The sequence below is a fragment of the Reyranella sp. genome (assembly GCF_017305915.1).
Taxonomy (GTDB): domain Bacteria; phylum Pseudomonadota; class Alphaproteobacteria; order Reyranellales; family Reyranellaceae; genus Reyranella.
This window is the reverse complement of record NZ_JAFKJN010000031.1, coordinates 56,963-79,127: the sequence shown is the minus strand read 5'-3', so window position 1 is coordinate 79,127 and position 22,165 is coordinate 56,963. Positions and strand designations below refer to the sequence as shown.

Annotated in this window: 22 protein-coding genes; 18 read left to right on the top strand and 4 right to left on the bottom strand. The window is 67.2% G+C overall.

Translation table 11 applies throughout. The features are described 5' to 3' along the window. Positions 1–177 precede the first annotated feature (177 nt). From tpiA to eno, 6 genes are all read left to right on the top strand, one after another. Positions 178–933, top strand: a complete 756-nt coding sequence (gene tpiA / locus J0J01_RS27155; protein WP_296386523.1) for a triose-phosphate isomerase — start codon at positions 178–180, stop codon at positions 931–933. Positions 934–957: 24 nt separating this feature from the next. Continuing rightward, on the top strand, positions 958–1,377 hold the full coding sequence (secG, locus tag J0J01_RS27150) for a preprotein translocase subunit SecG (RefSeq protein ID WP_296386522.1): 420 nt from the start codon (positions 958–960) through the stop codon (positions 1,375–1,377). Positions 1,378–1,476: 99 nt separating this feature from the next. Next, positions 1,477–3,105, top strand: coding sequence for a CTP synthase (locus J0J01_RS27145; protein WP_296386520.1), 1,629 nt, complete (start codon positions 1,477–1,479; stop codon positions 3,103–3,105). Between the two features lie 68 nt (positions 3,106–3,173). Beyond that, entirely contained in the window at positions 3,174–3,923 is a 750-nt protein-coding gene (locus J0J01_RS27140) for a hypothetical protein (RefSeq protein WP_296386518.1), read from the top strand. Then, entirely contained in the window at positions 3,910–4,818 is a 909-nt protein-coding gene (locus J0J01_RS27135) for a hypothetical protein (RefSeq protein WP_296386517.1), read from the top strand. Before J0J01_RS27140 ends, J0J01_RS27135 begins: the two co-directional genes overlap by 14 nt. Positions 4,819–5,001: 183 nt before the next feature. Continuing rightward, on the top strand, positions 5,002–6,279 hold the full coding sequence (gene eno / locus J0J01_RS27130) for a phosphopyruvate hydratase (RefSeq protein ID WP_296386515.1): 1,278 nt from the start codon (positions 5,002–5,004) through the stop codon (positions 6,277–6,279). On the opposite strand, the gene J0J01_RS27125 is transcribed toward eno, so the two are convergent. After that, positions 6,276–6,578, bottom strand: a complete 303-nt coding sequence (locus J0J01_RS27125; RefSeq protein WP_296386513.1) for an antibiotic biosynthesis monooxygenase — start codon at positions 6,576–6,578, stop codon at positions 6,276–6,278. The genes eno and J0J01_RS27125 overlap by 4 nt on opposite strands. Next, positions 6,575–7,705: an acyl-CoA dehydrogenase family protein gene (locus tag J0J01_RS27120; protein ID WP_296386512.1), complete on the bottom strand. Its 1,131-nt coding sequence runs from the start codon at positions 7,703–7,705 to the stop codon at positions 6,575–6,577. The genes J0J01_RS27125 and J0J01_RS27120 overlap by 4 nt, the downstream gene beginning before the upstream one ends. 50 nt (positions 7,706–7,755) lie before the next feature. On the opposite strand from J0J01_RS27120, the gene J0J01_RS27115 reads away from it, so the two are divergent. The 9 genes from J0J01_RS27115 to J0J01_RS27075 all read left to right on the top strand — a co-directional run bounded on the left by J0J01_RS27115 (position 7,756) and on the right by J0J01_RS27075 (position 16,710). After that, positions 7,756–8,592 carry an AraC family transcriptional regulator gene (locus J0J01_RS27115; protein WP_296386510.1) on the top strand — a complete coding sequence of 279 codons (837 nt, stop codon included), beginning with the start codon at positions 7,756–7,758 and terminating at the stop codon, positions 8,590–8,592. 127 nt (positions 8,593–8,719) lie between these two features. Next, entirely contained in the window at positions 8,720–9,430 is a 711-nt protein-coding gene (locus J0J01_RS27110; RefSeq protein WP_296386509.1) for an alanyl-tRNA editing protein, read from the top strand. 78 nt (positions 9,431–9,508) lie between these two features. Next, a complete protein-coding gene (locus J0J01_RS27105; RefSeq protein ID WP_296386507.1) occupies positions 9,509–9,775 on the top strand; it encodes a septum formation initiator family protein in 267 nt (88 codons plus the stop codon). Between the two features lie 195 nt (positions 9,776–9,970). Next, positions 9,971–11,017 (top strand): pyruvate dehydrogenase (acetyl-transferring) E1 component subunit alpha, encoded by a 1,047-nt coding sequence (gene pdhA / locus J0J01_RS27100; RefSeq protein ID WP_296386505.1) that lies wholly within the window; start codon positions 9,971–9,973, stop codon positions 11,015–11,017. 3 nt (positions 11,018–11,020) lie between these two features. Beyond that, positions 11,021–12,424, top strand: a complete 1,404-nt coding sequence (locus J0J01_RS27095) for a pyruvate dehydrogenase complex E1 component subunit beta (RefSeq protein WP_296386503.1) — start codon at positions 11,021–11,023, stop codon at positions 12,422–12,424. A gap of 9 nt (positions 12,425–12,433) precedes the next feature. After that, positions 12,434–13,717, top strand: coding sequence for a pyruvate dehydrogenase complex dihydrolipoamide acetyltransferase (locus J0J01_RS27090; protein WP_296386502.1), 1,284 nt, complete (start codon positions 12,434–12,436; stop codon positions 13,715–13,717). Positions 13,718–13,862: 145 nt separating this feature from the next. Continuing rightward, positions 13,863–15,260, top strand: a complete 1,398-nt coding sequence (lpdA, locus tag J0J01_RS27085) for a dihydrolipoyl dehydrogenase (protein ID WP_296386500.1) — start codon at positions 13,863–13,865, stop codon at positions 15,258–15,260. A 23-nt stretch (positions 15,261–15,283) separates the two neighbouring features. Beyond that, a complete protein-coding gene (lipA, locus tag J0J01_RS27080; RefSeq protein ID WP_296386497.1) occupies positions 15,284–16,243 on the top strand; it encodes a lipoyl synthase in 960 nt (319 codons plus the stop codon). A 5-nt stretch (positions 16,244–16,248) separates the two neighbouring features. Then, positions 16,249–16,710 carry a type II toxin-antitoxin system RatA family toxin gene (locus tag J0J01_RS27075; protein ID WP_296386495.1) on the top strand — a complete coding sequence of 154 codons (462 nt, stop codon included), beginning with the start codon at positions 16,249–16,251 and terminating at the stop codon, positions 16,708–16,710. Between the two features lie 73 nt (positions 16,711–16,783). Here J0J01_RS27075 and J0J01_RS27070 read toward each other — a convergent pair whose 3' ends face one another. Together J0J01_RS27070 and J0J01_RS27065 are read right to left on the bottom strand one after the other, a co-directional pair. Next, on the bottom strand, positions 16,784–17,275 hold the full coding sequence (locus J0J01_RS27070) for a CinA family protein (RefSeq protein WP_296386494.1): 492 nt from the start codon (positions 17,273–17,275) through the stop codon (positions 16,784–16,786). After that, a complete protein-coding gene (locus J0J01_RS27065; RefSeq protein WP_296386492.1) occupies positions 17,275–18,441 on the bottom strand; it encodes a bifunctional 2-C-methyl-D-erythritol 4-phosphate cytidylyltransferase/2-C-methyl-D-erythritol 2,4-cyclodiphosphate synthase in 1,167 nt (388 codons plus the stop codon). Before J0J01_RS27065 ends, J0J01_RS27070 begins: the two co-directional genes overlap by 1 nt. A 109-nt stretch (positions 18,442–18,550) precedes the next feature. Here J0J01_RS27065 and dusB point away from each other — a divergent pair, with 109 nt between their 5' ends. Genes dusB through ntrC form a run of 3 tightly spaced genes read left to right on the top strand, consistent with a single transcriptional unit; the run spans position 18,551 to position 22,132 of the window. After that, complete coding sequence (gene dusB / locus J0J01_RS27060; protein WP_296386491.1) at positions 18,551–19,555, top strand: tRNA dihydrouridine synthase DusB; 1,005 nt, start codon at positions 18,551–18,553, stop codon at positions 19,553–19,555. A 1-nt stretch (position 19,556) separates the two neighbouring features. Then, positions 19,557–20,663: an ATP-binding protein gene (locus J0J01_RS27055; protein ID WP_296386489.1), complete on the top strand. Its 1,107-nt coding sequence runs from the start codon at positions 19,557–19,559 to the stop codon at positions 20,661–20,663. Further along, positions 20,660–22,132, top strand: a complete 1,473-nt coding sequence (gene ntrC / locus J0J01_RS27050; RefSeq protein ID WP_296386487.1) for a nitrogen regulation protein NR(I) — start codon at positions 20,660–20,662, stop codon at positions 22,130–22,132. The genes J0J01_RS27055 and ntrC overlap by 4 nt, the downstream gene beginning before the upstream one ends. The last annotated feature ends 33 nt before the right edge of the window (positions 22,133–22,165 follow it).

The following is a 22,165-nucleotide window of genomic DNA, read 5'->3' as shown; positions in this document are numbered from 1 at the left end:
CGCCGGAATGCGGCTCTCGGGGTCGATGTAGGAGAACAGACCGCCCTGATCCCGGAACTCACCGCGCATTGCCCATGCTCCACAGCAAAAACCACGCTATGGAATCATCAATCCTGAAAAACCGGAAGGTTCTTCAGCAAACTGCTAGACACCCTGGCTGCACGATAAGAGGTATTCATGGCCCGCACCCGCCGTCCGCTGATCGCCGGCAACTGGAAGATGAATGGCCTGAAGGCCGACGGCCTGGCGCTTGCCAAGGACGTGGCGGCGGGTGTCAAGCAGGCCGGCTGGTTCGATCGCGAGGTGCTGGTCTGCCCGCCGGCCACGCTGGTCATGGCGGTCGCCGAGGCGGCGAAGGGCAGCGGCCTGCTGGTCGGCGGCGAGGACTGCCATGCCAAGGCCAGCGGCGCCCATACCGGCGACGTCTCGGCCGAGATGCTGCGCGATGCCGGCGCCAGCCACGTCATCGTCGGCCATTCGGAGCGGCGCACCGATCACGGCGAGACCGATGCCACCGTCCGCGCCAAGGCCGAGGCAGCGTGGCGCGCCGGGCTGCTGCCGATCGTTTGTATCGGCGAGACGCTGGCCGAGCGAGAGGCGGACAGGACGCTCACCGTGCTCGAGACCCAGCTCAAGGGCAGCGTGCCGGCCGGTGCCACCGCAGCGAAGCTGGTGGTGGCCTACGAGCCGGTCTGGGCGATCGGCACCGGCAAGACGCCGACCACGCCGGAAGTCGCCGCAGCGCACGCGCATATTCGTAAGGTGCTGGGCGGGCTGATGGGCGATGCGGCCGCAGTGCGGCTCCTCTACGGCGGCTCGGTAAAAGGCGGCAACGCGGCGGAGCTGCTGGCGGCCGGCGATGTCGACGGTGCGCTGATCGGCGGGGCGAGTCTCAAGGCCGATGAATTTTTGGCTATCGCCAAGGCAGCCTAAAGCGGCTAGAAGCGCGGCGCGAAAATGGACAGCGTAAAAGCCTTCTTCCACGATTGGCGCCTGGTGCTGCTGATCATCCATGTCGGCGTCACCGCCGCCATGATCGTCGTCATCCTGCTTCAGCGCAGCGAGGGCGGCGGTCTCGGCATGGGCCGCACCGATGCGCTGTTCTCGGTGCGCGGCCAGGCCAACGTGCTGTCGCGCATGACCGCGATCTTCGCCGGTATCTTCTTCTTCCTGAGCCTGTTGATGGCCTGGAGCGTCGGCGAGCCCGGTCAGCGCTCGACCCGCTCGATCATGGACAACGTGCCGACTTCCGCACCGGCAGCCCCTGCACCGGGGGCAGGCGGTGGCGCAACGGCGCCGGCTCCGAGTGGAGCGGCTCCAGCGCCAGGCGGCGCGGCTCCGGCGACCCCCTCGGCGCCGACAGCGCCGACCCGCTAGGAACAACCTCGATGACCGACCGTTCCCTCCGCCGAAGCTCCTCCGGCGGGAGGATATCCCCATGGCCGTCTTCAACCAGATTTAGTAGGCTGTAAGCCCATGGCGCGCTTTATCTTCATAACGGGCGGCGTGGTTTCCTCGCTTGGGAAGGGTCTTTCGTCGGCAGCGCTGGGCGCGCTGCTGCAGGCGCGCGGCTTCCGCGTGCGGCTGCGGAAGCTCGATCCGTACCTGAACGTCGATCCGGGCACGATGAGCCCGTATCAGCACGGCGAAGTCTTTGTGACCGACGACGGGGCCGAGACCGATCTCGACCTCGGCCATTACGAGCGTTTCACCGGTGTCGATGCGCGGCAGAGCGACAACATCACCACCGGCCGCATCTATTCCAGCGTGATCGCCCGCGAGCGGCGCGGCGAGTACCTGGGCGCCACAGTGCAGGTGATCCCGCACGTCACCGACGCCATCAAGGAATTCGTCACCGCCGACACCGACAAGGAGGACTTCGTCCTGGTCGAGATCGGCGGCACGGTCGGCGACATCGAGAGCACGCCCTTCCTCGAGGCGATCCGCCAGATCGGCAATGAGCTCGGCCGCGAGCGCGTGATGTACGTGCATCTCACCCTGCTGCCCTGGGTGCCGACGGCAGGCGAGCTCAAGACCAAGCCGACCCAGCATTCGGTCAAGGAGCTGCTGAGCGTCGGTATCCAGCCCGACCTGCTGGTCTGCCGCTCGGGCGACAAGGAGATCCCGGCCAACGAGCGGCGCAAGATCGCGCTGTTCTGCAACGTCAAGCCGGAGCGGGTGGTCGAGGCGCGCGACGTCGACACCATCTACCAGGTGCCGATCGCCTATCACGACCAGGGCTTCGACCGCGAGGTCTGCAAGTATTTCGGGCTGGCCGACAAGGAACCCAATCTCGAGCGCTGGCGCGGCGTGGTCCGCTCGGTCCGCGAGCCCGAGGGCAAGGTGACCATCGCGGTGGTCGGCAAGTACACGGTGCTGCTCGACGCCTACAAGTCGCTCTCCGAGGCGCTGACCCATGGCGGCTTCGGCAGCAACGTGAAGGTCGGGCTGGAGTGGATGGACTCCGAGATCTTCGAGCGCGACGACGCCGTCAGCCACCTCGAGAACGTGCACGGCATCCTGGTGCCGGGCGGCTTCGGCGAGCGCGGCACCGAGGGCAAGATCCACGCGGTGAAGTTCGCCCGCGAGCGCAAGGTGCCGTTCTTCGGCATCTGCTTCGGCATGCAGATGGCGGTGATCGAGGCGGCGCGCAACCTGCTCGGCATCGAGAACGCCTCGTCGAGCGAGTTCGGCCCAACCGAGCATGCGGTGGTCGGCCTGATGACCGAATGGATCAAGGGTAACCAACTCGAGAAGCGCTCGGCCAACGGCGACATGGGCGGCACCATGCGGCTCGGCGCCTACGACGCGCATCTGCGGCGCGGCACCAAGGTGCACGAGATCTACGGGCAGGACGTGATCAGCGAACGCCACCGCCATCGCTACGAGGTCAACGTCAACTACAAGGACCGGCTGGAGCAGGTCGGCCTGCGCTTCTCCGGCATGTCGCCGGACGGCGTGCTGCCGGAGATCGTCGAGTTGCCGGACCATCCCTGGTTCATCGGCGTCCAGTATCACCCCGAGTTGAAGTCCCGGCCGTTCGCGCCGCATCCGTTGTTCAGCTCGTTCATCGGGGCGGCCAAGGCGCAAAGCCGCCTGGTCTAACGGTCGTTTGACGAAAGGGACCCTTTCGGGGTCCTATTTAAGCCAAGTTCTTCGGCTGGATTGTCGCCATGAGCCGAAAAATCCTTCTCGTCTTCGCCGGGCTGATGACCCTGGCGGCTGGCGCCTGGGCGCAGTCCTACGGCAAGGCGGAGCGCCGCGATCCGATCTTCCTGCGCTTCCCCGAGATGGCCCAGCGCTTCTGGGAAAACACCGAGACCATGGCGGCGAGCCATAAGTCGGTGGCGGTGCCGATGCCCAAGCAGTGCTCTTTCCTCTACGCCGACACCTACACGCGCAACCAGATGAGCGAGAGCGAGGTGAAGCAGATGGCCCTTTCCAGCTGCAACGCCAAGCTGCAGCAGCTCGGCCCGCTCGGCGAGAATTACGGCGTCGCCTGCCAGTGCCAGGTGATCATCAGCGACGGCGCCTATGTCGTGCCGCGCGAGGCGCTGCCGGACCAGGCCTACGGCCCGGCTTCGATCTTCTACCGAGACGACCGCGGCAATGTCGCCCGGCTGAACGGCACCGCCCGCTATGGCGCGCTGCTCGGGCGCGACCGCTCGGTGACCTTCGCGCTCGACAACGCGCGGTCTGAGCCGGTGTGCGAGGGTACTTTTACCAACGAGGGGCCACGCAGCGGTCGCTTCTCGCTGAGCTGCTTCCAGGGCAAGTTCTCCGGCAGCGGCACCTATGAGAGCCACACCGGCAGCCCCAACGACCACATCATCGCCCGCGGCCAGACGCAGCGCGGCCAACCGGTCGTCATCGCGATCGGCCTGCCGTCGCAGCTCGCCGCCAACATGTATGGCGGCCTCTGAGATGCGCGGCCTGCTGCTCGGCCTGATCGTTCTCGCGCCGGCCGTCGCGTCGGCGCAAAGTGCGGCCGAGGTCGAGCGCTGCTTCCAGAACCCGGGCTCCTGCTCGTGGAACAACGGCGTGCCGACGCCGCTGCCGCACGGTGGCCAGCCGGCGCCTGCACCGGTCGCCAGCGCCACGCGCGGCCCCGACTACACCACGGTGCTGCAGAGCCCCGAGCCCGACCGGCGCAAGATCCAGGAATCGCTGCGCACGCTCGACAAGTACAACGGCCCGATCGACGCCAACCTCGGGTCCGAAGCCACCATGAAGGCGATCGCCGAGTGGCAGAAGGGCCATGGCTACAACGCCGTCGGCAAGCTGACGCCGACCGAGGCCGTGACCTTGAACAACGAGGCGGCCAAGGCGCCGATCAAGCGGCTCGATCCCTCGGCGCAGGCGGCGGCTACGCCGGCGCCGCCGTCGAATGCCGATCTCCTGAAGTCGTTGCAGGCACGGCTCGCCGAGCGGCGCAAGGCAGCCGAGCCCAAGGCCAACGCGGCGACCGAGGCGCTGGTCAAGGACCTCAAGGCCTACGTGACGGCCGACGGCAAAGGTGTCGCCGGCGATCAGTTCGCCGACTTCGCCAAGTGGTATGCCGACACCAAGGCGGCCGACCGCACGATCGGCAACATCAAACCGGCGGTCGAGGACTACGGCGACGCCAAGACCGGCTCGGCGGCGACGGCGGAGGTGCGGTTCGAGGCCAGGCAGGGTGACCAAGCCGTGACGCAATGCCTGGTCTTCGCCTGGATCGAGGGGACCCCGCGCAAGAATCCGCAGGCCTTCTCCTGTGACGATGTTGCGGGCGTCGAGAAGTGGAAGACCGACCAGGCGCTGAAGAGCGCCTGGCGCTAGAAAATCGGCGGCACAGCGGCTAGAGAGCAGACATTCCTCCCCATTCAGATGGGGAGGTGTCAGCGTCATACGCTGACGGAGGGGTCATGAACGCCCGTGCTGGCGCCTCTCACCCCTCCGTCGCCGAAGACGGCGACACCTCCCCATTTGAATGGGGAGGAACGTCTGAACCGGAGTGCCCCCATGAGCGCCATTGTCGATATCCGCGGCCGCGAAATCCTCGATTCCCGTGGCAATCCCACGGTCGAGGTCGAAGTCGAGCTGGAGAGCGGCGCCATGGGCCGCGCCGCGGTGCCGTCGGGTGCCTCGACCGGCGCGCACGAGGCGGTCGAGCTGCGCGACGGCGACAAGAAGCGCTACGGCGGCAAGGGCGTGCTGAAGGCGGTCGGCGCGGTGAACGGCGAGATCATGGACCTGCTGTCCGGCCTCGAATCGACCGACCAGATCAAGCTCGACCGCGCGCTGATCGAACTGGACGGCACGCCCAACAAGGGCCGGATCGGCGCCAACGCCATCCTCGGTGTCTCGCTCGCCGCCGCCAAGGCCTCGGCGGCCGAGTGCGGCCTGCCGCTCTACCGCTATGTCGGCGGCAGCCAGGCCTCGCTGCTGCCGGTGCCGCTGATGAACATCATCAATGGCGGCGCGCATGCCGACAATCCGATCGACATCCAGGAATTCATGATCATGCCGGTCGGCACCGACCGCTTCGCCGAGGCGCTGCGCATGGGCTCGGAGGTGTTCCATGCGCTGCGCGGCCAGCTCCACGACGCCGGCCACAACACCAATGTCGGCGACGAGGGCGGCTTCGCGCCCAACCTCGCCACTGCCGACGAGGCGCTCAGCTTCATCATGAAGGCGATCGAGAAGGCGGGCTACAAGCCGGGCGACGATGTCGTGCTGGCGCTCGATCCGGCCTCGACCGAGTTCTACAAGAATGGCAAGTACGAGCTCGAAGGCGAGAGCAAGTCGCTCGATGCCGGCGGCATGGTCGACTACTACGCCGCGCTGGTCGCCAAGTACCCGATCGTGTCGATCGAAGACGGCATGGCCGAGGACGACATGGCCGGCTGGAAGGCGATCACCGATAAGCTCGGCAAGAAGATCCAACTGGTCGGCGACGACCTGTTCGTCACCAACCCCAAGCGGCTCGCCGACGGCATCAAGGGCGGCCTCGCCAACGCGATCCTGGTGAAGGTCAACCAGATCGGCACGCTCACAGAGACGATGGAAGCGGTGTCGATGGCGCGCCATGCGAGCTACGGCGCGGTGATGTCGCACCGCTCGGGCGAGACCGAGGATGCGACCATCGCCGACCTCGCCGTCGCCACCAACTGCGGCCAGATCAAGACCGGCTCGCTGTCGCGCTCCGATCGCCTCGCCAAGTACAACCAGCTGCTGCGCATCGAGGAGCAGCTCGGCACCCAGGCGCGCTACGCCGGCAAGTCGATCATCCGCGGCTAGCCGTACGCGACCTCGTAGTGGTCGGCTGACTCGTCGAACGACGTCAGCATGGCGCGCGCCTGCGACTCCACGTGGGCGCGGCCGATGTCCTGGCCGGCGAAGGCCTCTATCGCGGCGCGCGACTCCCACAGGGTCAACGCGACCAGCTCGATCTCTCCATCGGTCTCGCGGCGCAGCAGATAGGCGCTGCGATAGCCCGGCAGGGCCTCGAGCTGCGGCACGACGGTCTCGGTGAAGTGCTTCACGTAAGCGGGCGCGTTGGCGGCCGTCGCGCTGCTGCGCCAGGTGCGGGCGATCATGCGGTGAGCTCCCGGGCGATCACGAGTCGCTGGATGTCCGACGTGCCTTCGTAGATCGAGCACACCCGCACGTCGCGATAGATGCGCTCGACCGGAAAGTCGTTGAGATAGCCGTAGCCGCCATGGATCTGGATGGCCGCCGAGCAGATGCGCTCGGCTGCCTCCGAGGCGAACAGCTTGGCCATCGAGGCCTCCTTGAGACAGGGCACGCCCTCGTCGCGCAGGCGCGCCGCGTGCAGCACCATCAGCTCGGAAGCCTGCAGCCGCGTCGCCATGTCGGCGAGCCGGAAGGCGACCGCCTGGTGCTCGATGATCGGCTTGCCGAAGGTGCGCCGCTCCCGGGCATAAGCCAGCGCCGCCTCGTAGGCAGCGCGGGCCATGCCGACCGACTGCGCTGCGACGCCGATGCGGCCGCCTTCGAGTCCGCCGAGCGCAATCCTGAGGCCGTCGCCTTCGGCGCCCAGCATCTGCTCGGGCTGCACCTCGCAGCCCTCGAAGACGATCTGGCAGTGGTCGGACGAGCGCTGGCCCGTCGTGTGCTCGACCCGCGCCACGGTATAGCCGGGCGAGTCGGTCGGCACGATGAACGCCGAGATACCGTTCTTGCCCGCCGCCGGATCGGTCACGGCGAAGACCAGCGCTGTATCGGCGCTGCGGCCCGAGGTGATGAACTGCTTGGTCCCGTTCAGCACGAACTTGTTGCCGGCCTTGGTCGCGCGCATGGCGATCGCCGCCGCGTCGGACCCGGCGCCAGGCTCGGTCAGGCAGAAGCAGCCGAGCATTTGGCCTTGGGCCAGCGGGCGCAGCCAGCGTTCCTTCTGCTCGGCCGTGCCGTGTTTCAGCAGGCCGAGGCAGACCAGGGAGTTGTGGACCTGGAACGCCGTCGAGGTGGCGCCGCAGGCCGCTGCGATCTCCATGATCGCCAGCACGTAGGAGACATAGTCGCTGCCCGCGCCGCCCTGCTCGGCGGGTACGGTCATGCCCAACAGCCCGAGTTCGGCCATGCGCGTAAAAGCCTCGCGCGGGAAGCGGGGCGTGCGGTCGCGCTCGGCCGCCGACGGCGCCAATTCGCGCTGGGCGAACTGTCGCACCATGTCGCGGACCTGGACCTGCGCTTCGGTGAGCATGAACGGACGCTAGTGGCGCGGTGCCGGGCGGTATTGGTAAGAATTGCGCCATGCCGCGCGTCGATCCGCACAATTCGACGGAGTATTGGTGGGACCGCCACCTGACCGGTCTCAGCCTGATGAGCGCCGATTTCACGACGCACGAGTATCCGCAGCACACGCACGACGCCCTGGTGATCGCCGTCACCGAGCAGGGCGGCTCGGTCGTGAAGAGCCGCGGCGAGCTGCAGGACGCCACGCCCGCCACGCTGTTCGTGTTCAATCCCGAGGAGCCGCACGGCGGCTGGATGGGCCGCAGCATGCGCTGGCAGTATCGCTCGCTCTACCTGACGCGCCTCGCTCTCGACCGTATCGCCGAAGAGCTCGGCATCAGCGAGGTGCCGTACTTCATCCGCAACACCTTCGCCGACCCCGACCTGATCGAGGCGTTCCACGCCATGCATCTCGCGTTGGAGGACGGCCGCGACGTGTTCAGCGAGCGCGAGCTGCTGGTCGGCACGTTCGGCACGCTGTTCCAGCGCCACGGCAGCGGCCGCACCCTTATCAAGGCGCCGCCGCGCGACCGCCAGTTGCTGGCTAGAGCCGTGGAACGCATGCGCGAGGAATACGCGACCGACCTGCACCTCGAGGATCTCGCGGCCGGCGTCGGCCTCACGACCTTCCAGCTCATCGGCCTGTTCAAGCGGACGACCGGGCTGACGCCGCATGCATACCTCACGCAGGTGCGGCTCGGCATGGCCTGCCGGCAGCTCCGCCATTCGCCGGTGCTGGCTGAGGTCGCGACCGCGGTCGGCTTCTACGACCAGAGCGCGCTGAACAAGCACTTCAAGCGCTGCTACGGCATCACGCCGCTGCGGTTCGCCAAGGCCGCCGCTCTGTCATCCTGAGCGAAGCGAAGGATCCAGCGTTAGTCACAGCGACTCCGTGGCGAGCGTTAGGTCCTTCGCTTCGCTCAGGACGACAGCGGACAATTTTGACCAATACGTTCGACCGGCAGCGCCCTATGTGCGGGGAATGCATCTCTATTGCCATGACCATCCCGAGACGCTGACGCTCGAGACCACGGTCGCCGATGCGCGGTCGGGCAAGGTCGCGCTTGCCGAGTCGCCGTTCTATCCCGGCGGCGGCGGACAGCTTGCCGATCGCGGCGTCATTCGGTGGAGCGGGGGCGAGGCGAAGGTCACCGGCTTCGAGGTCTCGGCCGGCAAGCTGTGGCATCTGCTTGACGTGCCGGGCGAGGCGACCGGCAGCGTCGAGGCCGTCGTCGATCCGGACTTCCGCAGCAAGATGCGACAGCTCCATACCACCAGCCATGTGCTCAACGCGCTCGTCTTCCAGCAGTTCGACGGTGCGCTTGTGACCGGCGTGCAGATGGCCGAGGACGGCACCGCGCGCATGGACTTCGACGTGCCCGCCGCCGACAACGATCGCCTGCGCGCGCTCGAGGCGCCGATCAACGATCTCATCCGTCAGGACATCCCAGTGAACTTCGTCTACCTGCCGATGCACGAGGCGCAGGCGACGCCCGGCCTGATACGCAGCCGCTCGGTAGCGCCGCCGCCGACGCCCGACGGCAAGATCCGCGTCGTCGAGATCGTCGGCCTCGATCGCCAGGCCTGCGGCGGCACCCATCTCGCCTCGACCGGCGGTTCGGGTCCGATCCGCATCCTCAAGATCGACAACAAGGGCCGGCACAATCGCCGCATTCGCTTCGGTTTATCTTGACTTTGCCACACCATATGTTGCCTTATCCCTGCAGGAAAAGCGCATATGTTGTTGAGGCCGCGTCAGATTCTGGCTCCCGTGCTGTTCGCCACGGTGTTCGGCTATTTCGGCTATCACCTGGTGAATGGCGATCGCGGCCTGCTGGCCATGGCGCACCTGCAGCGTGAGACGCTGATCGCCAATCAGAATCTCGCCGAGGCTGAGACGACGCGAAAGATCTGGGAGCGCCGGGTCGCTGCGTTGCGCAACCAGAGTCTCGATCCCGATATGCTCGACGAACGGGCACGCGCGCTGCTGAACTATGCGCGCAAGGACGACATCATCGTCTTCACGCCGACGCGCTGACGCGCCTTCCGTGGCACGGCCCGGAGCCGCACGGCGGCTATCGGAAAGAAACTGTCCGGCGTCATCATCGTTAAGCAAACAATCTCTCAAATGCTGCGCTGCATTCTGCGCCACTCTGGTTTTTTGTAGCTAGATCAACCACATCGGCACAGGCGATGCTATAAGCCGCTGCGGGGCTATCCGAGGGGAAACGCCATGGCAAAACCGGCAACCAAGCCGACGGTGGACGCACCACCGGCGAAATCCGAATCGTCCCAGCCCGGGCCCGGCAGCAACAGTGTAAGCCCCGACCAGCTCAAGTCCTTCTATCGCGACATGCTTCTGATCCGCCGCTTCGAGGAGCGCGCCGGCCAGCTCTACGGCATGGGCCTGATCGGCGGCTTCTGCCACCTCTACATCGGCCAGGAAGCCGTGGTGGTCGGCATGCAGTCGACGATCATCGACAAGGACGCGATCATCACCTCGTACCGCGACCACGGCCACATGCTGGCCGCCGGCATGGATCCCAAGGGCGTCATGGCCGAGCTGACCGGCCGCCGCGACGGCTACTCCAAGGGCAAGGGCGGCTCGATGCACATGTTCAGCCGCGAGAAGAGCTTCTATGGCGGCCACGGCATCGTCGGCGCCCAGGTGCCGATCGGCACGGGGCTCGCCTTCGCGCACAAGTACAACGGCGACAACAACGTCTCGCTGACCTATTTCGGCGATGGCTCGGCCAACCAGGGCCAGGTCTCCGAAGCGATGAACATGGCCGCGCTCTGGAAGCTGCCGGTCGTCTACGTCATCGAGAACAACCGCTACGGCATGGGCACTTCGGTTGAGCGCTCGACGGCGATCACCGAGCTCTACCGGCATGGCCAGGCTTACGGCATCCCGGGCGAGGCGGTCGACGGCATGGACGTGGTGGCGGTACGCGCCGCCGGGCTGAAAGCGGTCGATCACGCGCGCAGCGGGCGGGGGCCGTACATCCTCGAGATGCAGACCTACCGCTATCGCGGCCATTCGATGAGCGACCCGGCCAAGTACCGGACCAAGGAAGAAGTCGACAAGTATCGCACCGAGCGCGACCCGATCGACCATGCCCGCAAGCTGATGCTCGACGGCAGGATGACCGACGAGGCGGCGCTCAAGGCGATCGATGCGGAGATCCGCAAGATCGTCAACGATTCGGCGGAGTTCGCGCAGCAAAGCCCCGAGCCCGACCCTTCCGAACTCTGGACCGACGTGCTCGCCGAGGCCTGATCGATGTCGATTCCCGTTTTGATGCCCGCCCTCTCGCCGACCATGACGGAGGGCAAGCTGGCCAAGTGGCACGTCAAGGTCGGTGACAAGGTGACGTCGGGCCAGGTGATCTGCGAGATCGAGACCGACAAGGCGACCATGGAGGTCGAGGCAGTCGACGAGGGCACCGTCGCCAAGATCATGGTCGAGGAGGGCACCGAAGGCGTTGCCGTCAACGCGCCGATCGTGATCCTCGCCGCCGAAGGCGAGAGCGTCGATGACGCCGCGAAGGCCGCGTCAGACGCGGCCAAGGTGGCGCCGGCGGCTGCAGCCGCCAAGGCCGAAGCACCGAAGGAAGAAGCCCTCAAGGCCGAGGCCAAGCCTGCGGCTGCGCCGCCGGCGCCGGCTGTCGCCGCTCCCGCGGCCGAGCCGGAGTGGAAGGGCAAGACCGTGCGCATGACCGTGCGCGAGGCTTTGCGCGATGCGATGGCCGAGGAGATGCGGCGCGACGGCAAGGTCTTCCTGATGGGCGAGGAGGTCGCGCAGTACCAGGGCGCCTACAAGGTGAGCCAGGGCCTGCTCGAGGAGTTCGGCGAGAAGCGCGTGATCGACACGCCGATCACCGAGCACGGCTTCGCCGGCCTGGGTGTCGGCGCGGCGTTCGGCGGGCTGCGGCCGATCGTCGAGTTCATGACCTTCAACTTCGCCATGCAGGCGATCGACCAGATCATCAACTCGGCGGCCAAGACGCGTTACATGTCGGGCGGCCAGATGGGCTGCCCGATCGTCTTCCGCGGCCCCAACGGCGCCGCCGCGCGCGTCGGCGCCCAGCATTCGCAGTGCTACGCGAGCTGGTACGCCCACGTGCCGGGCCTGCGCGTGCTGGCGCCGTGGAGCGCGGCCGATGCCAAGGGCCTGTTGAAGGCCGCGATCCGCGATCCCAATCCGGTGATCTTCCTCGAGAACGAGATTCTCTACGGCCATCAGTTCGACGTGCCGGAGGGCGACGACTTCGTGCTGCCGATCGGCAAGGCCAAGGTCGAGCGGCCGGGCAAGGACGTCACCATCACCGCCTTCTCGATCATGGTCGGCAAGGCATTGCAGGCGGCCGACGAGCTGGCCAAGAGCGGCATCGAGGCCGAGGTGATCAATCTCCGGAGCCTGCGCCCGTTCGACACCGAGACGATTGTCGCCTCGATCAAGAAGACCAACCGCCTGGTCTCGGTCGAGGAGGGCTGGCCGTTTGCCGGCATCGGCTCGGAGCTCGCCGCACAGATGATGGACCACGCCTTCGACTGGCTCGACGCGCCGGTCAAGCGCGTCGCCGGGCTCGACATTCCGCTGCCCTACGCGGCGAACCTCGAGAAGATGGCGCTCCCGCAGCCGGACGATATCGTCAAGGCTGCCCGCGAAGTCTGCAATCGCTAGAGACGGTCCATGTCGATCAACATCCTGATGCCCGCGCTCTCGCCCACCATGACCGAGGGCAAGCTTGCCAAGTGGCATGTCAAGGTCGGCGACGAGGTCAAGTCGGGCCAGGTGGTCTGCGAGATCGAGACCGACAAGGCGACCATGGAGGTCGAGGCGGTCGACGAGGGTAAGGTCGGCCAGATCATCGTGCCCGAGGGCACTGAAGGTGTGCCGGTCAATGCCGTCATCGCCATCCTGCTGGAGGAAGGCGAAACCGAAGTGAAGGGCGCGCCGCCGCCTGCGGCCGCACCGGCCAAGCAGGAAGCGCCGAAGGCCCAAGCCTCTTCGTCTTCCGGACCGCGCGTTTCCAGCGCGCTCATGAGCGAGCCAGAGGCTCGCGGTCCAAAGGAGCATGAACGCATTTTCGCCTCGCCGCTGGCCAAGCGCATCGCGACGGAGAAGGGCATCGATCTCGCCAGCCTCAAGGGCTCAGGCCCGAACGGCCGCATCGTGAAGGCCGATGTCGAGAGCGCGAAGCCGGGCGTCCCGGCAGCGGCACCCGCCGCGGCGCCGAGGGCCGCTCCGAGGTCGGCCGCACCAGCGGTACCGATCATTACCGCGCCGGGCGACCAGCGCATCCCGCACACCGCCGTCCGCAAGGTCATCGCGCGGCGCATGCTCGAGTCCAAGCAGACGGTGCCGCACTTCTACCTCACGGTGGAGTACGAGATCGATGCCCTGCTGGCGGCGCGTGCCGCGATCAACGAGGTCGCGCGCAAGAAGGACGCCCGCGTCTCGGTCAACGACATGGTGATCAAGGCCTGCGCCAAGGCGCTGCGCGATCATCCCGAGTGCAACGCCTCGTGGACCGAGGACGAGATGATCCAGTACGGCGCGGTCGACATCTCGGTCGCCGTCGCCACCGACCGAGGCCTGATCACGCCGATCGTGCGCAATGCCGACATGAAGGGTGTGGCGCAGATCTCGATCGAGATGAAGGACCTCGCCGGGCGCGCCAAGACCGGCAAGCTGAAGCTCGACGAGTTCCAGGGCGGCGGCTTCACCATCTCCAATTTGGGCATGTTCGGGGTCAAGGAGTTCGCAGCGATCATCAACCCGCCGCAGGCCATGATCCTGGCCGTCGGCGTCGGCGAGGAGCGGGTCGTCGTCCGCAAGGGCGCGATGGTGATCCGAAACATGATGAGCTGCACGCTGGCGGTCGACCATCGCGTGGTCGACGGCGCGATGGGCGCGCAGTTCCTGCAGACGCTGCGGGCCTATATCGAGCAGCCGGCGGCGATGCTGGTGTAGTGCGATGAACACCCATCCGTCGTCCCGACCGGAGCCGCGCGAAGCGCGGCGTAGTGGAGGGACCTCGTCATGCAACGACTGCCATCTGAATAGGTCCCTCGACTGCGCTTCGCTCCGCTCGGGACGACGGGGCTAGGAGTCCCCCATGGCTGACACCAGTTTCGACATCGTCATCGTGGGCGGCGGGCCGGGCGGCTACGTCGCCGCGATCCGCGCCGCGCAGCTTGGCATGAAGACCGCGGTGGTCGAGCGCGAGCAAATGGGCGGCATCTGCCTCAACTGGGGCTGCATCCCGACCAAGGCACTGCTGCGCACCTCCGAGGTCTACGGGCTGATCAAGCACGCCGACGCCTACGGTCTGTCGGTCAAGGACGTGTCGTACGACGCCAAGAAAATCGTCGAGCGCTCGCGCAAGGTCGCGAACCAGCTCAGCAACGGCGTCAAGGGCCTGATGAAGAAGAACAAGATCACGGTGTTCGACGGCACCGCGAAGCTTGCCGGCGCCGGCAAGCTCGCCGTGGCGATGAACGACAAGTCGAGCCAGACGCTCACCTACAAGAACCTGATCATCGCAACCGGCGCGCGGGCGCGGAACCTGCCGGGCCTCGAAGCCGACGGCAAGCTGATCTGGACCTACAAGGAAGCGATGGTGCCGCCGGAATTCCCCAAGTCGCTGCTGGTCATCGGCTCGGGCGCGATCGGTATCGAATTCGCAAGCTTCTACCGCACCATGGGCGCCGAGGTGACGGTGTGCGAGGTGCTCGACCGCATCCTCCCCGTGGAGGATGAGGAGGTCTCGGCCTTCGCCAAGCGCGCCTTCGAGAAGCAGGGCATGAAGATCTTCACCGGCGCGACGGTGAGCCTGAAGAAGGGCGCCGACAACGTCGCCGCGACCATCAAGATCGGCGACAAGACCCAAGAGATCACGGTCGATCGCGTCATCTCCGCGGTCGGCATCGTCGGCAATGTCGAGAACCTTGGGCTGGAAGGCACCAAGGTGAAGGTCGAGAAGACCCACATCGTGATCGACCAGTGGGGCTTCACGGGCGAGCCGAACGTCTACGCGATCGGCGACGTTGCGGGCCCGCCGTGGCTCGCCCACAAGGCGATGCACGAGGGCGTGATGGTGGTCGAGAAGATCGCCGGCGTGAAGGGCGTGCACCCGATGAAGACCGAGAACATCCCGGGCTGCACCTATTGCCAGCCTCAGGTCGCGAGCATCGGTCTCACCGAAGCAGCGGCCAAGGCCAAGGGCCTGCAGCTCAAGGTCGGCAAGTTCCCGTTCATCGGCAACGGCAAGGCGATTGCCCTTGGTGAGCCCGAGGGCTTCATCAAGACGATCTTCGACGCCAAGACCGGCGAGCTGCTGGGCGCCCACATGATCGGTGCGGAAGTAACCGAGTTGATCCAGGGCTATTCGGTCGCCAAGACCCTGGAGACCACCGAGGCCGAGCTGATGGCCACGGTGTTCCCGCATCCGACCCTGTCGGAGATGATGCACGAGTCGGTACTGGCGGCGTACGGCCGGACGCTCCATATCTAGGGCGGTTTTTTATCGGTTCTGAAATGGACGGCACGCTCGACAAAGCCCCGCTCAGCCGCGCCGAACGCCATCCCGAGAAGGCGCATCGGCCTGACAATCCGATTCCGCGCAAGCCGGACTGGATCAGGGTGCGTGCGCCCAACTCGCCGGAATACGCCGAGACCAAGAGGCTGATGCGCCAGTACGGCCTCGCCACGGTGTGCGAGGAGGCGGCCTGCCCCAACATCGGCGAGTGCTGGAAGCAGAAGCACGCGACCTTCATGATCATGGGCGAGACCTGCACGCGGGCCTGCGCCTTCTGCAACGTCGCCACCGGCAAGCCGGGCGCGCTCAACCCGCACGAGCCGGCCAATATCGCCGAAGCGGTCGGCAAGCTCGGCCTCGGCCACGTCGTCGTCACGTCGGTCGATCGCGACGACCTCGATGACGGCGGGGCGGGGCACTTCGCAGCCGTCATCAATGCCCTGCACCAGTCGGCGCCGAAGACCACGGTCGAGGTGCTGACGCCGGACTTCATGCGCAAGCCGGGCGCGATCGAGACGGTGGTCGCGGCGCGCCCCGACGTGTTCAACCACAATCTCGAGACCGTGCCGCGGCTCTATCCGACGATCCGGCCGGGCGCACGTTACTTCACCTCGCTGCGGCTCTTGTCGCGGGTGAAGGAGATCGACGCCGCGATGTTCACCAAATCAGGCCTGATGGTCGGCCTGGGCGAGACGCGCGAGGAGATCCTGCAGGTGATGGACGACCTGCGCGCGGCCGACGTCGATTTCCTGACCATCGGCCAGTACCTGCAGCCGACGCCCAAGCATGCCGCGCTCGACCGCTTCTGGACGCCGGCCGAGTTCTCGGAACTCGCGGCGCACGCCCGCGCCAAGGGCTTCCTGATGGTGTCGTCATCGCCGCTGACGCGCTCGAGCTATCACGCCGGCGACGACTTCGCCCGCCTGCGGGCCGCCCGCGCGGCCCAGCTCAAGACCTAGCCGCCGTGGCCGTCACGCGTCATGCCGAGCGGAAGGTCGTCCGTTTCGCTCCCCAGCAGATTTTTGACCTCGTGGCCGATGTGCCGCGCTACCCGGAATTCCTGCCGTGGTGCACGGCGGCGCGGGTGCGCAAGAAGGAGGGGCCGAACGCCGAGATCGCCGAGCTCGCGATCGGCTTCGGGCCGCTGCACGAGAAGTTCGTTTCGCGCGTGATCAGGAAGACCGACGATCCCGAAGGCCCGCGGATCGAGACCGTCGGCATCGAAGGCCCGTTCAGGGCGCTGCTCAGCCACTGGCTGTTCCGGCCGCATCCCAACGGCACCGAGATCGTGTTCTCGCTCGAGTTCGAGTTCCGCTCGCTGATCCTGCAGCATACCATGCGCATGCTGTTCGCCGAGGCGGTCAAGCGCATGGTCGCCGCGTTCGAGGCGAGGGCTGTCCAGCTCTACGGCAAGGTCCGCGTCTGAAAGTGGGAAGAATCGCCTAAAATCCAAGCGGGACAGCGTTTCACGCTTCCTACGCCGATGGGAAGTTTCGGCTTCATCGCTCGGCCAGGTTCGACACCATGGCCAGCGCCGTCAGAACGGTGAGGCGGCGGATGTGATCGCGGTCGCCCGGGAACACGTGGCGCTCGACGATGGCGTCGAAGCCCGCGCGCTGGGCGGCGAGGTGCACCAAGCCGACCGGCTTCTCGGCCGAGCCGCCGCCGGGGCCGGCGACGCCGGTGACCGAGACGGCGATCTGCGCGTTGCCGCGGGCGAGCGCGCCGGCGGCCATCGCCCGCGCCACCGGCTCGCTGACCGCACCGTGGCCCAGGATGGCGTCCCACGGCACGCCGATCATCTCGCGCTTGGCCTCGTTGGAGTAGGTGACGAAGGCGCGGTCGACCACGTCGGAAGAGCCGGCGATCGCCGTCAGTGCCGCGGCAATCAGGCCGCCGGTGCAGGACTCGGCGGTCACCACCTTGAGTTTCTTGCGGCGGCAGAGCTCGAGCACGTGCTCGGCGGCTTCGCGGATCTCGTGATCGAACATCAGCGCCTCGGGATCTCGACGGTGGCGATGGCCTGCGCCGCTATGCCTTCGCGGCGGCCGGTGAAGCCCAGCTTCTCGGTGGTGGTGGCCTTCACGCTGACCCGGTCCGGATCGAGCGAGGCGATGCGGGCGATGCTGGCCACCATGGCGTCGCGATGCGGGCCGATCTTCGGGGCCTCGCAGACCAGCGTGAGGTCGAGATGGACGATGCGGCCGCCGCGCGCGGCCAGCAGCTCGACGGCATGCTTGAGGAAACGGTCCGACGACGCGCCGCGCCATTGCGGATCGGACGGCGGGAAGTGCTTGCCGATGTCGCCGGCGCCGATCGTGCCCAGGATCGCGTCGGTCAGCGCGTGCAGCGCCACGTCGGCGTCCGAGTGGCCGGCCAACGTATGGGTGTGTGGAATGGCGACCCCGCCCAGCATCACGGCGTTGCCCGGCCCGAAGCCGTGGACGTCGAAGCCGAAGGCGGTGCGCGTCTCCATCGCGACGCAGCGCGCCAGGTCGTCGGCCGTCGTGATCTTGCGGTTGTCCTCGCTGCCTTCGACCATCACCACCTTCAATCCTGCGCGCTCTGCCACTGCCGCATCGTCGGTCAGCGCCGTCGCTTCCGATGCGCCGAGCGAAGCCGCCGCGCGATGCGCGTCGAGCAGCTGAGCGTAGCGGAAGATCTGCGGCGTCTGCGCCCGCCACAGGTTCGTGCGCGGCACGGTGTCGACGATGGCGCCCTCGGCGTCCGCGCGTTTGAGCGTATCGGCCAGGCGGACGCCCAGCACCGCGCCACTGACGCCTTCGGCCGAAGCGGCCGCCAGGCAGGCCGCGATATCCACAGGCCGGACGAACGGCCGGGCGGCGTCGTGGACCGCCACGAAGTCGGGCGCCTCGCCGGCCAGCGCCTCGAGCCCGTTCAGGACCGACTGTTGGCGGCTCGCCCCGCCGAGGACGGGGGCAGGCAGGTTCAGCCCCTCGACGGCGGCCTGGTAATGGATTTCGTCACCGGGAGCGATTACCACCCTCAATCTGTTGATTGATGAAGCTGATCGATAGGCTTCGAGCGTGTGCCGCAGCACCGGGCGCCCTGCGAGGAGGGCGTATTGCTTGGGCAGCGGACCGCCGAACCGGCTACCGCGGCCGGCCGCGACGATCAGGGCCGTGCAGGTCGACATGGAAGCCCTAGATATCATTGGATTCTGGGCCTTGCAGCCGTCCGCAGGACCCGCTATTGCTCGCTCATAATTTGTGCAGTGCACAAGTTGCCTATAAACTGATCAGAGTATGACGCATCCCCGTCTTCGACCTGTAGAAATCGGTCCCGTCCGCATCGACGACCCGGTCATCCTGGCGCCCATGTCCGGCGTCACCGACATGCCGTTTCGGCAGATGGTGAAGCGGGGCGGTGCGGGCCTTGTCGTGTCTGAGATGATCGCCTCGGCAGCCATGGTGCGGGAGAACCGCAAGACCCTGCTGATGGCCAAGAACTCACCGGAAGAGTTCCCGATGTCTGTCCAGCTCGCTGGCTGCGAGCCCGAGGTCATGGCCGACGCGGCCAAGCTGAACGAAGACCGCGGCGCCGCCATCATCGACATCAACTTCGGCTGCCCGGTGAAGAAGGTCGTGAACGGCCATGCCGGCTCGGCGCTGATGCGCGACGAGGTGCATGCGGCGAAGATCCTCGAGGCCACCGTGAACGCGGTGAAGCTCCCGGTGACGCTCAAGATGCGCACCGGCTGGGATTCGAACAGCCGCAACGCCCCGAACTTGGCACGCATCGCCGAGCTGAGCGGCATCAAACTGCTGACCGTGCACGGCCGCACCCGCTGCCAGTTCTATGACGGCGATGCCGACTGGGCCTTCATCCGCGAGGTAAAGGCGGCGACCACGCTGCCGGTGATCGCCAACGGCGACATCGAGACGCTCGACGACGTCGACCAGGCGCTCGAGCAGTCGGCCGCCGACGGCATCATGATCGGCCGCGGTGCCTACGGCCGGCCGTGGTTCCTGAACCAGGCGATGCACTATCTGCGGACCGGCGAGCGCCTGCCCGATCCGACGATTGCCGAGCAGTACGCCGCGGTGCGCATGCACTTCGAGGCGATGCTCGAGCACTACGGCAGCGAGACCGGCGTGCGCATGGCGCGCAAGCACCTCGGTTGGTACTCCAAGGGCCTGCCGGCCTCGGCCGAGTTCCGCGCCGCGGTGAATCGCGAGACCGAGGCCAGCAAGGTGCGCGCGCTGCTCGCGGCGTTTTTCCTGCCGGCCGTCGAGAGGCAGGCTGCCTGACATGGTCGTCCGCACGCTTCGCCGCGCCGATGTGAACGACCAGTTCTCGAGCGCCATCCTCGATGCGCTGTCGGAGGCGGTGGTGGTGGTCGATGGCGACGGCCGTATCCACTACGCCAACCTGTCGGCCGAGCAATTCTTCGGAGTCGGCCGGGCGCGCCTGGTCGGTCATCCGCTCGCCGAGTTCGTGCCCGAGGATTCACCGCTGTTCTCGCTGCTCGAGCAGGTGCTGGCGACCGGCGGCGCGGTCGCCGAGAACGGTGTGACCTTGAGCTCGCCACGCATCGGCAACCGCTTCTGCGGCCTGCGTCTGTCGCCGATCGTCGAAAGCGACGGGCTGGTCGCGGTGTCGCTGACCGAGCAGTCAATCGCCCGCAGCATCGATCGCCAGATGTCCAACCGCAGCGCCGCCCGCTCGGTGAGCGCGCTTGCCGCCATGCTGGCGCACGAGGTCAAGAATCCGTTGTCGGGCATCCGCGGCGCCGCGCAGCTGCTCGAGCAGTCGGTGCCGGATAGCGAGCGCGAGCTCACCAACCTGATCTGCGAGGAGACCGACCGCATCGTCGCCCTGGTCGACCGCATGGAGGCGTTCGCCGACGGCCGGCCGATCGAACGCGGCGCGCTCAACATCCACCAGGTGCTGAACCATGTCCGCCGTATCGCCGCCAACGGCTTCGGCAAGAGCGTGCGTTTCATCGAGACCTACGATCCGTCGCTGCCCGACGTGTTCGGCGATCGCGACCAGCTCATCCAGGTGTTCCTGAACCTGGTCAAGAACGCCTGCGAGGTGCCCGGCGACGGCGAGCGCGAGATCGAGCTGTCGACCGCCTACAAGCACGGCCTGCGTCTTGCGGTGCCCGGCCAGCAGGCGCGCGTGAACCTGCCGCTGGTCGTGTCGGTGCGCGACAACGGCCGCGGCGTCTCCGACGAGATCCGCGCCCATTTGTTCGACGCCTTCGTCACCAACAAGCCGACCGGCACGGGGCTCGGCCTCGCGCTGGTCGCCAAGATCATCAACGACCACGGCGGCGCGATCGAATACGACAGCGAACCGGGCCGCACCATTTTCCGAGTCATGCTGCCGCTTCAATCGCCGACCCATCCATGAGCACCACCATCCTCGTCGCCGACGACGATCGCGCGATTCGCACCGTCCTCCACCAGGCGCTGGGCCGCCAGGGCCACACCGTGCGCAGCACCGGCGCCGCCGCCACCCTGTGGCAGTGGGTGCAGGAGGGCGAGGGCCAGCTCGTCATCACCGACGTGGTGATGCCCGACGAGAACGGCCTCGACCTGGTGCCGCGCATCCGCAAGCTGCGGCCCGACCTGCGCATCATCGTCATGAGCGCGCAGTCGACCCTGCTGACGGCGGTGCGCGCGACCGAGCGAGGCGCGTTCGAATACCTGCCCAAGCCGTTCGACCTGAACGAGCTGGTCTCCGTCGTGAACCGTGCGCTGTCGGCGCCGGCGGCGTCGATGTCGCGGAATGCGCCGCCGCCGGAAGAGGGCGAGCGCCTGCCGCTGATCGGCCGATCGCCGGCGATGCAGGAGATCTATCGCGCGCTGGCCCGCCTGATGGCGACCGACCTGACGGTGATGGTCACCGGCGAGTCGGGCACCGGCAAGGAGCTGGTGGCGCGAGCGCTGCACGACTACGGCAAGCGCCGCAAGGGTCCGTTCGTGGCGCTCAACATGGCGGCGATCCCGCGCGAGCTGATCGAGAGCGAGCTGTTCGGCCACGAGCGCGGCGCCTTCACCGGCGCCGTCCAGCGCTCGGCCGGCAAGTTCGAGCAGGCCGCCGGCGGCACCCTGTTCCTCGACGAGATCGGCGACATGCCGCCCGAGGCGCAGACCCGCCTGCTGCGCGTTCTGCAGGAGGGTGAGTACACCACCGTCGGCGGCCGCACGCCGATCAAGGCCAACGTCCGCATCGTCGCGGCGACCCATCGCGACCTGCGCCGGCACATCCAGCAGGGCATGTTCCGCGAGGACCTGTTCTACCGCCTGAACGTGGTGCCGATCCGCCTGCCGCCGCTGCGCGAGCGGCTCGACGACATCCCCGAGCTCACAAACCACTTCCTGCGCGCCGCGACGGTCGACGGCCTGCCGACCAAGGTGCTGTCGCCGGACGCGATGGCGCGGCTGCGCCAGCATCGCTGGCCGGGCAACGTGCGCGAGCTCGAGAACCTGGTCCGCCGCCTGTCGGCGCTCTACTCGGAAGAGGTCATCAACCTCGAGACCATCGAGAACGAGCTGGCCGACGCCATCCTCGCGCCCGAGCCGGAACCCACTGCCAGCGGCCATGCCGCGGGCGATGTCAGCCTGACCGACGCCGTCGACCGCCATCTGCAGGCGCTATTCGCCGCGCACGGCGACCGTCTGCCGCCGGACGGCATGTACGATCGTGTCATTTCCGAGGTCGAGCGGCCGCTGCTGTCGCTGGCCTTGGGGGCGACTCGCGGGAACCAGTTGCGCGCCGCCCGCCTTCTGGGGCTGAATCGCAATACGTTGCGCAAGAAGATCAAGGACCTCGACGTCCCCGTGGTGCGTACACCGCAGGTCCGCCGAGGCGGGTGACCCAGTGACGGTCTCGCTGAGCGTTCCACGCTT